A 7,729-nucleotide genomic window follows, 5' to 3' on the forward strand; every position below is an offset into this window, starting at 1 on the left:
GAGCTCCCGGACCGCCGGGAGCTCCTCGACCAGCGCCACCGCCGGCCGGGCCAGGGCGTCGGCCACCACCTCGATGTCGGGCTGGAACCCGAGCCGCAGCGCCAGCGCGGCGGCGTCGGGGAACGCCAGGAGCACCCGCAGGGAGCGGGTCGGGCGGTGGGTCACGGGCATCTCGTCCACCCGGCCAGGGTAGGTGCCCTCGCCCGGCCGGAGCGTGCAACACGCCTGGCCGACAGTGATTCTGACGTGTAGTCAGGAGTCTTCCCAAGTGCTGGGACGTGCGTTATACATTCCTTCACCGGCCCTAGAACGCGTTCTAGAACGTGCTTCCGGAGCCGGTCCCGCATACGACCTCGGTGCGGCCGACGGTGCGGACGGTCGCGCCGAGGTCTTCCACGGCCACGGTTCTTCGAAGACAGGGAGCAGCATCCTCATGCCGATCGATGCCGCCAAGGCCCTCGCCGCCGACCCCCGCCACGGGGACATCGGCTGGGACCACAAGGACATCCAGCTCTACCACCTCGGCCTCGGCGCCGGCCTCCCCGCCACCGACCCCGACGAGCTGCGCTACACCCTGGAGTCCAAGCTCCACGTGCTCCCCAGCTTCGCGACGGTCGCGGGCGCGGGCATGGCCATGATGGGCGGCCTCGCCGCCCCCGGCATCGAGGTCAACCTCGCCGCCGTCCTGCACGGCGGCCAGTCCATCGAGCTGCACCGGCCCATCCCCGTCAAGGGGCGGGCCAGCTCCACCGCCAAGGTCGCCGCCGTCTACGACAAGGGCAAGGCGGCGGTGATCGTCCTGCGTACCGAGGTCGCCGACGCCGACGGGCCGCTGTGGACCTCGGACGCGCAGATCTTCGTACGGGGAGAAGGCGGATTCGGCGGCGAGCGCGGACCCTCCGTCGCGTCGCAGCAGCCCGAGCGGGCCCCCGACCGCATCGAGGAGCGGCGGATCCGCGAGGAACAGGCGCTGCTGTACCGCCTCTCCGGCGACTGGAACCCCCTGCACGCGGACCCCGAGTTCGCCAAGCTGGCCGGCTTCGACCGGCCGATCCTGCACGGCCTGTGCTCGTACGGGATGACCCTCAAGGCCGTGGTCGACACGGCCCTCGGCGGGGACGTCTCCCGGGTCCGCGCCTACCGCACGCGCTTCGCCGGGATCGTCTTCCCCGGCGAGACCCTGCGGATCCGGATGTGGCAGGAGCCCGGCCGCGTCCTCGTCTCGGTGACCGCCGTCGAACGGGACGACGCGCCGGTCCTCGCCGACACCGTCATCGAACACGCGTAACCCACTTCAAGGAGCCGCCCCGTGCGCGCAGCACTGCAGAGCGAGATCGGCCAGGACAAGCTCGAAGTCGTCGACGACATGGAGGCCGTGGGCTTCGGCCCCGGCAAGGTGAAGATCCGCATCAAGGCCACCGGCCTGTGCCACTCCGACCTCTCCGCCATGAGCGGCGTCCTGCCGCAGCCCGCCCCCTTCATCCCGGGCCACGAGGGCTCCGGCGTGATCACGGACGTCGGCGACGGGGTCACCAGCCACCAGATCGGCGACCGGGTGCTCGTCTGCTGGCTGCCGCCCTGCGGACACTGTCCGTCCTGCCGGCGCGGCCAGGGCCACCTCTGCCTGGAGGCCTTCGGCAACGTCGCCACCGCCAACTTCCGCCGCGCGGGCAGCGACATCTTCGGCTTCGCCGGCACCGGCACCTTCGCCGAGGAGATGGTGGTCCCGGCGGGCTGCGCCGTACCCATCCCCGACGACGTCCCCTTCGACATCGCCGCGCTGATCGGCTGCGGCGTCACCACCGGGCTCGGCGCGGCCATCAACACCGCCAAGGTCGAGGCGGGATCCTCCGTCGCCGTCATCGGCTGCGGCGGCGTCGGCATCTCCGTCATCCAGGGCGCCAAGGTGCAGGGCGCGGCGCAGATCGTCGCCGTCGACCCCGTCGCCTCCCGCCGCGAGGCGGCGCTGCGCTTCGGCGCCACCGAGGCGGTCGCCCCGGAGGCCTTCGGCGACGCCAAGAACCGGATCACCGCCGGTGAGGGCTTCGACTACGTCTTCGAGGTCGTCGGCAAGTCCGTGACCACGCACACCGCGTACGAGATGACCCGGCGCGGCGGCTCGGTCGTCGTGGTCGGCGCGGGCGCGCTCGACGACAACTACGCGATCAACATGTTCTCGCTGTTCTTCGACGAGAAGAAGATCCTGCCCTCGATGTACGGCGGCGGCGACGTGCTGCGTTCCTACGAGCGCACCATCGCCCTGTGGCGGGCCGGCCGGGTGGACCTGGCGGGCCTGATCACGCACCGGGTGCAGCTCGGCGAGATAAACGACGCCCTCGACCAGATGCGCACCGGCGTCGCCCTGCGCACCTGCATCGAACTCTGACCTGTTTCGAGAGGAACCGTACGGATGTCACTGCCACTTGAGGGACTCTCCGCCATCGTCACGGGCGCCGGCCGCGGCCTCGGCCGCGCGGAGGCGATCGAACTCGCCCGGCTCGGCGCGAGCGTGGTCGTCAACGACTTCGGCCAGAGCGGCCGCGACGGCTCCGGGGAGGCCTCGGCCGCCCCGGCGGAGGAGGTCGCCGCCGAGATCCGTGCCGCGGGCGGGCAGGCGGTGTCGCACCTCGGGGACGTGGCCGACTTCGAGCAGGCGCGCGAGCTCGTCGAGCTGGCGGTGGGCAGCTTCGGCAAGCTCGACGTCCTGGTCAACAACGCGGGCATCCTGCGCGACCGGATGATCTTCTCGATGTCGGAGGCGGAGTGGGACTCGGTCATCCGGGTCCACCTCAAGGGCCACTTCAACACCACGCACTTCGCCTCCGTGCACTGGCGCGAGCGGTCGAAGGCGGCGGGCGGCCCGGTTTACGGCCGGATCGTCAACACCTCCTCCGAGGCCTTCCTCGGCGGCTCCGCCGGGCAGCCCAACTACGCCGCGGCCAAGGGCGGGATCGTGGGCCTGACCACCTCGACCGCCCTGGCCCTGGCCAAGTACGGGGTCACGGCCAACGCCATCTGCCCGCGCGCCCGGACCCGTATGACCGAGGACGTCTTCGCGGGCTTCCAGGTCCCGGAGGAGGGCAAGCTCGACGCCCTCGCCCCCGAGCACGTCGCCCCGCTCGTCGGCTACCTGGCCTCCCCCGCCTCGGCCAAGGCGAACGGGCAGCTGTTCGTCGTGCACGGCGGGATCGTGGTCGTGATGGAGCGTCCGAAGGTGGCGGCGAAGTTCGACACCACCAAGGAGGCCTTCTCGTACGAGGAACTGGACGAGGTGCTCACCCCGCACTACGACTCCCGCCCGGCGAACGAGACCTTCGCCGCCGCGGAGGTGCTGGGCCTCAAGCACGGCTGACCGCCGCCGCGCCGCCGGGGTCACCGCAGCGGCGCCTGCTGGAGCGGGACCGGCCTCGGCGCGGGGGCCGGGACCGGCTCCAGACGGACCGGCGGCGGCGGAGCCACCGGCGGCGTCAGCCCGAGGATCCCGCAGGGCACTTCGGCGGTGGCGTACGGGAGGTGCAGGCGGCCCTGCGCGCTCCACAGCCCCGTCCCGCCGAGCCAGCCGACGGGGGCGCCGAGCCGGAACACGTGCCGGTCGCAGGGGCGCCACAGGGCGAGAGCCCCGTCGCCCAGCCGCAGCGCCACCCCGCAGGTCTCCGGCATCAGGGCCTGCCCGGGCTGCACCGCGAACGGCGTCGCCGTGGCCCCGTCGGCCCGCAGGCACTCCGGGAAGCGCACCGGCCGCGCACTGCCCAGCACCCCCCAGCCCAGGCGCTGTTCGCCCGGGGCGTCGGAGCGGATCAGCAGCAGCCCGCTGTCGGGGTCGGCCAGCAGCAGCCGGTCGGCGCTGCCCTCCGCGATCTGGAGCAGCGGGGAGACCTCGCCCCCGCGGCCCAGGTCGACGGCGACGGCCTTGACCACGCCGTGCAGTTCGCGGTCCAGCGCCAGCAGCCGGCCCGTCCGGTCCAGCCAGACCCCGCCGGAGCAGCGCCCCGGGATCCGGGCGACCGGCTCGGGCCCGAAGGGGGTTCCGGCCACCTGCCACACCGTGGCCCCGGCGTCCCCGACGGCCAGGGCGAAGGCACCGTGTCCGTCGGGGGCCGGCGGCAGCAGGGTGACCCGTACCCCTTCTCCCTCGGGCTGGATCGAGCCCAGCTCCAGCTGCCCGGTCCGCGGCCCGGCCGCGGCGCCGCCGGTCGGGTACAGCAGCGCGAAGGCGTGCCGCTCGGCCACCCGCCGGTGGATCAGCACCCGGCCGTCGGCGAGCGGCAGCACCTCGCTGTCGGCCTCCTCGGGCTGCGCGAGCGGCAGCGGCACCGCGTACGGCTCGGGCCCGGTCAGCGTCCACCGCTCCGGGTAGCGGGCGTCGCCGTGCCCTGCCAGGCGCGCGGCGTAGGAACCGTCCGCGGCGATGGTGAACGGGGCCGTCGTCGTGATCTCGATGCCACAGACAGTCATCGTGCGTCACCTCCGGTGATGGAAGCTAGTTTTCGCGCTTCTCCCGAACAACGCGACCGACCGTGCTTCACACATACGGGTGGCCAGGCGGTGGTTTGCCCGTGGTCGAGACGGCGATTGTGCTGTGCGATATCGGGGCGTTTGGGGTGAGGGGGTGGTGAGGCGTGCCCGACCACCGCGTCACCCCCGTCCCCGGTGGCGGCCCGGCCGGTCCCCGCAAGGGGGAACGGCCGGGCGGTCGCCACGGACGGTAGCCTTGGCCCGTGCCCCGTCTCTCTGAAGTCATCGCCGCGCTGGACGCTCTCTGGCCCCCGTCGCGGGCCGAGCAGTGGGACGCCGTCGGCACCGTCTGCGGCGACCCCGACGCCGAGGTCTCCCGGGTGCTGTTCGCCGTGGACCCCGTACAGCAGATCGTCGACGAAGCCGTGAAGCTGGGCGCCGACCTGGTCGTCACCCACCACCCCCTCTACCTGCGCGGCACCACCACCGTCGAGGCCGGCACCTTCAAGGGCCGCGTCGTGCACACGCTGATCAAGAACGACATCGCGCTGCACGTCGCCCACACCAACGCCGACACCGCCGAGCCCGGGGTCTCCGACGCCCTCGCCGGCGCCCTGGACCTGCGCGTCGTCGGCCCCCTCGTGCCCGACCCCACCGACCCCACGGGCGGCCGCGGCCTCGGCCGGATCTGCGAGCTGGACCACCCCGAGACCCTGCGCGAGTTCGCCGCCCGCGCCGCCGCCCGGCTCCCGCGCACCGCGCAGGGCATCCGCGCGGCCGGCGACCCGGACGCGCTGATCCGTACCGTCGCCGTCAGCGGCGGCTCCGGCGACAGCCTCTTCGCGCAGGTCCGCGCCGCGGGCGTGGACGCCTTCCTCACCGCCGACCTGCGCCACCACCCGGCTTCCGAGGCCCGCGAGCAAAGCCCGCTCGCCCTCGTCGACGCCGCCCACTGGGCCACCGAGTGGCCCTGGTGCGAGCAGGCCGCCGCGCAACTCGACGCGATCTCCGAGCGACACGGCTGGGGTCTGCGGACCCACGTCTCGCACACGGTCACCGACCCGTGGACGGCCCACGCGCCGTCCGACGCTTCCGCATTGCCCTCTTCTATCTCTGGAGCCCCCAACTGAACGCCGAGCCCGCCGACCAGATCCGACTTCTCGACGTCCAGGCCCTGGACGTGCGGCTGTCTCAGCTCGCCCACAAGCGCAAGTCGCTGCCCGAGCACGCCGAGGTCGACTCGCTGACCAAGGACCTCACCCAGCAGCGCGACCTGCTCGTTGCCGCCCAGACGCAGGCGAGCGACGCCGCCCGCGAGCAGACCAAGGCGGAGCAGGACGTGGACCAGGTGCGCCAGCGCGCCGCCCGCGACCAGGCGCGGCTGGAATCCGGCGCGGGCGTCTCGGCCCGGGACCTGGCGAACCTGCAGAGCGAGGTCGTCTCCCTGGCCAAGCGGCAGGGCGACCTGGAGGACGTGGTCCTGGAGGTCATGGAGCGCCTGGAGGCCACGCAGGAGCGGGTCACCGGACTCATCGAGCGGGTCGCCGCCCTGGAGGCCAAGCTGACGGACGCCACCGCGCGCCGTGACGCCGCCACCGGTGAGATCGACGCCGAGGTCGCGGGCATCGGCAAGGACCGCGAGGTCATCGTCGCGGCCATGCCCGCCGCGCTGATCGCCCTGTACGAGAAGATCCGCGTCAAGCAGGGCGGGGTCGGCGCGGCGCGCCTGTACCAGCGCCGCTGCGAGGGCTGCCGCCTGGAGCTCGACCTCGCCGAGGTCAACGAGATCAAGGCCGCGGCCCGCGACCAGGTCGTGCGCCACGAGAGCTGCGGCCGCATCCTGGTCCGTACGGCCGACTCGGGCATCTGATGCAGAGGCTCGTCCGGTTCGTCGTCGAGGCCGACGGCGGCTCCCGGGGCAACCCGGGGCCCGCCGGCTACGGCTCGGTGGTCCTGGACCCGGTGACGGGGGAGACGCTGGCCGAGCGCGCCGAGTACATCGGCGTGGCGACGAACAACGTCGCCGAGTACAAGGGGCTCATCGCCGGGCTGAAGGCCGCCCGCGAGCTGGCCCCGGACGCGGTGATCCTCGTCCGCATGGACTCCAAGCTCGTCGTCGAGCAGATGTCGGGCCGCTGGAAGATCAAGCACCCGGACATGAAGCCGCTCGCGGCCGAGGCGGCGTCGATCCTGCCCCGCTCGCAGGTGACGTACGAGTGGATCCCGCGCGAGAAGAACAAGCACGCGGACCGGCTCGCCAACGAGGCCATGGACGCGGGCAAGCGCGGCAAGCAGTGGGAGCCGTCGGCCTCGTCCGCCGCGCTGGACTCCTCGGCGGCCCGTGCCCTGGCGACCGCGTCCGGTCCGCCCGGGGACGCGGTCGCCGGAGCCGCGGCCGTACGGGCAGCCCTGGCCTCCGCCTCCGTCGGCGGTACGAGGACCGGCGCGGCCCAGGCCACGGCCGCCGAAGCGGGGGGCACCGACACCCTGTTCGCGGAGCCGAGCCGGATCCCGGCTCCCGCCGTGCCGGCCGCTGCGAACGGCTGGGGTCCCGACATGGGCACCCCCGCCACCTTCGTGCTGCTGCGCCACGGCGAGACCGCCCTCACCCCGCAGAAGCGCTTCTCCGGCAGCGGCGGCACCGACCCGGAGCTGTCCGCGGCCGGCCGCCGCCAGGCTGACGCCGTCGCCGCGGCGCTGGCCGCGCGGGGCACCGTACAGGCGGTCGTCAGCTCCCCGCTGCGCCGCTGCCGGGAGACCGCCCAGGCCGTCGCCGACCGCCTCGGGCTGGAGGTCGTGGTCGAAGAGGGCCTGCGCGAGGTGGACTTCGGCGCCTGGGAGGGACTCACCTTCGCCGAGGTGCGCGAGCGCTTCCCCGACGACCTCCAGGCGTGGCTGGACTCCTCGAAGGCGGCCCCGACGGGCGGCGGCGAGAGCTTCACGGCCGCCACCCGCCGCATCTCGGCGACCCGGGACCGGCTGCTGGGCCAGTACGCGGGCCGCACGGTGCTGCTGGTCACGCACGTGACCCCGGTCAAGGTCCTGGTCCGGCTCGCGCTGGGGGCTCCGCCGGAGGCGCTGTTCCGCATGGAACTGTCGGCGGCCTCCCTGTCGGCGGTGGCCTACTACGCCGACGGCAACGCCTCGGTGCGCCTGCTGAACGACACCTCGCACCTGCGCTGAGCTTTTTGTTTAACCTCGCTCGTCACCCGACCTGCTGATCTGCAGTGTTTCTCGGGACAGCGGAGGCGGCCGTTCTCCACGCTTCGAGATG

7 protein-coding genes and 1 pseudogene are annotated in these 7,729 nt (G+C 73.4%); 6 read left to right on the forward strand and 2 right to left on the reverse strand.

All coding sequences use genetic code 11. The features are described 5' to 3' along the window. Window positions 1-171, reverse strand: a pseudogene (locus ACFWB8_RS36035) (DNA-binding response regulator); the annotation flags it as partial. Window positions 172-433: 262 nt separating this feature from the next. Here ACFWB8_RS36035 and ACFWB8_RS36040 point away from each other — a divergent pair. From ACFWB8_RS36040 to ACFWB8_RS36050, 3 genes are read left to right on the forward strand one after another with little or no spacing between them, the layout of a single operon-like run. Then, window positions 434-1,288 (forward strand): MaoC/PaaZ C-terminal domain-containing protein, encoded by an 855-nt coding sequence (locus ACFWB8_RS36040; RefSeq protein WP_385237239.1) that lies wholly within the window; start codon window positions 434-436, stop codon window positions 1,286-1,288. A gap of 21 nt (window positions 1,289-1,309) precedes the next feature. After that, a complete protein-coding gene (locus ACFWB8_RS36045; protein WP_385237242.1) occupies window positions 1,310-2,386 on the forward strand; it encodes a Zn-dependent alcohol dehydrogenase in 1,077 nt (358 codons plus the stop codon). A 24-nt stretch (window positions 2,387-2,410) separates the two neighbouring features. After that, window positions 2,411-3,352 carry a 3-oxoacyl-ACP reductase gene (locus ACFWB8_RS36050; protein ID WP_385237245.1) on the forward strand — a complete coding sequence of 314 codons (942 nt, stop codon included), beginning with the start codon at window positions 2,411-2,413 and terminating at the stop codon, window positions 3,350-3,352. A 20-nt stretch (window positions 3,353-3,372) separates the two neighbouring features. Here ACFWB8_RS36050 and ACFWB8_RS36055 read toward each other — a convergent pair whose 3' ends face one another. After that, window positions 3,373-4,455, reverse strand: coding sequence for a hypothetical protein (locus ACFWB8_RS36055; protein ID WP_385237248.1), 1,083 nt, complete (start codon window positions 4,453-4,455; stop codon window positions 3,373-3,375). Window positions 4,456-4,718: 263 nt separating this feature from the next. Between ACFWB8_RS36055 and ACFWB8_RS36060 the strand changes: the two genes are divergently transcribed. Genes ACFWB8_RS36060 through ACFWB8_RS36070 form a run of 3 tightly spaced genes read left to right on the forward strand, consistent with a single transcriptional unit; the run spans window position 4,719 to window position 7,638 of the window. Continuing rightward, window positions 4,719-5,585 (forward strand): Nif3-like dinuclear metal center hexameric protein, encoded by an 867-nt coding sequence (locus ACFWB8_RS36060; RefSeq protein ID WP_385237251.1) that lies wholly within the window; start codon window positions 4,719-4,721, stop codon window positions 5,583-5,585. Then, entirely contained in the window at window positions 5,582-6,325 is a 744-nt protein-coding gene (locus ACFWB8_RS36065) for a zinc ribbon domain-containing protein (RefSeq protein WP_385237257.1), read from the forward strand. The genes ACFWB8_RS36060 and ACFWB8_RS36065 overlap by 4 nt, the downstream gene beginning before the upstream one ends. Continuing rightward, a complete protein-coding gene (locus ACFWB8_RS36070; RefSeq protein WP_385237254.1) occupies window positions 6,325-7,638 on the forward strand; it encodes a bifunctional RNase H/acid phosphatase in 1,314 nt (437 codons plus the stop codon). Before ACFWB8_RS36065 ends, ACFWB8_RS36070 begins: the two co-directional genes overlap by 1 nt. Window positions 7,639-7,729 lie beyond the last annotated feature (91 nt).

It is taken from the genome of Streptomyces sp. NPDC060031, assembly GCF_042736805.1.
GTDB lineage: Bacteria > Actinomycetota > Actinomycetes > Streptomycetales > Streptomycetaceae > Streptomyces.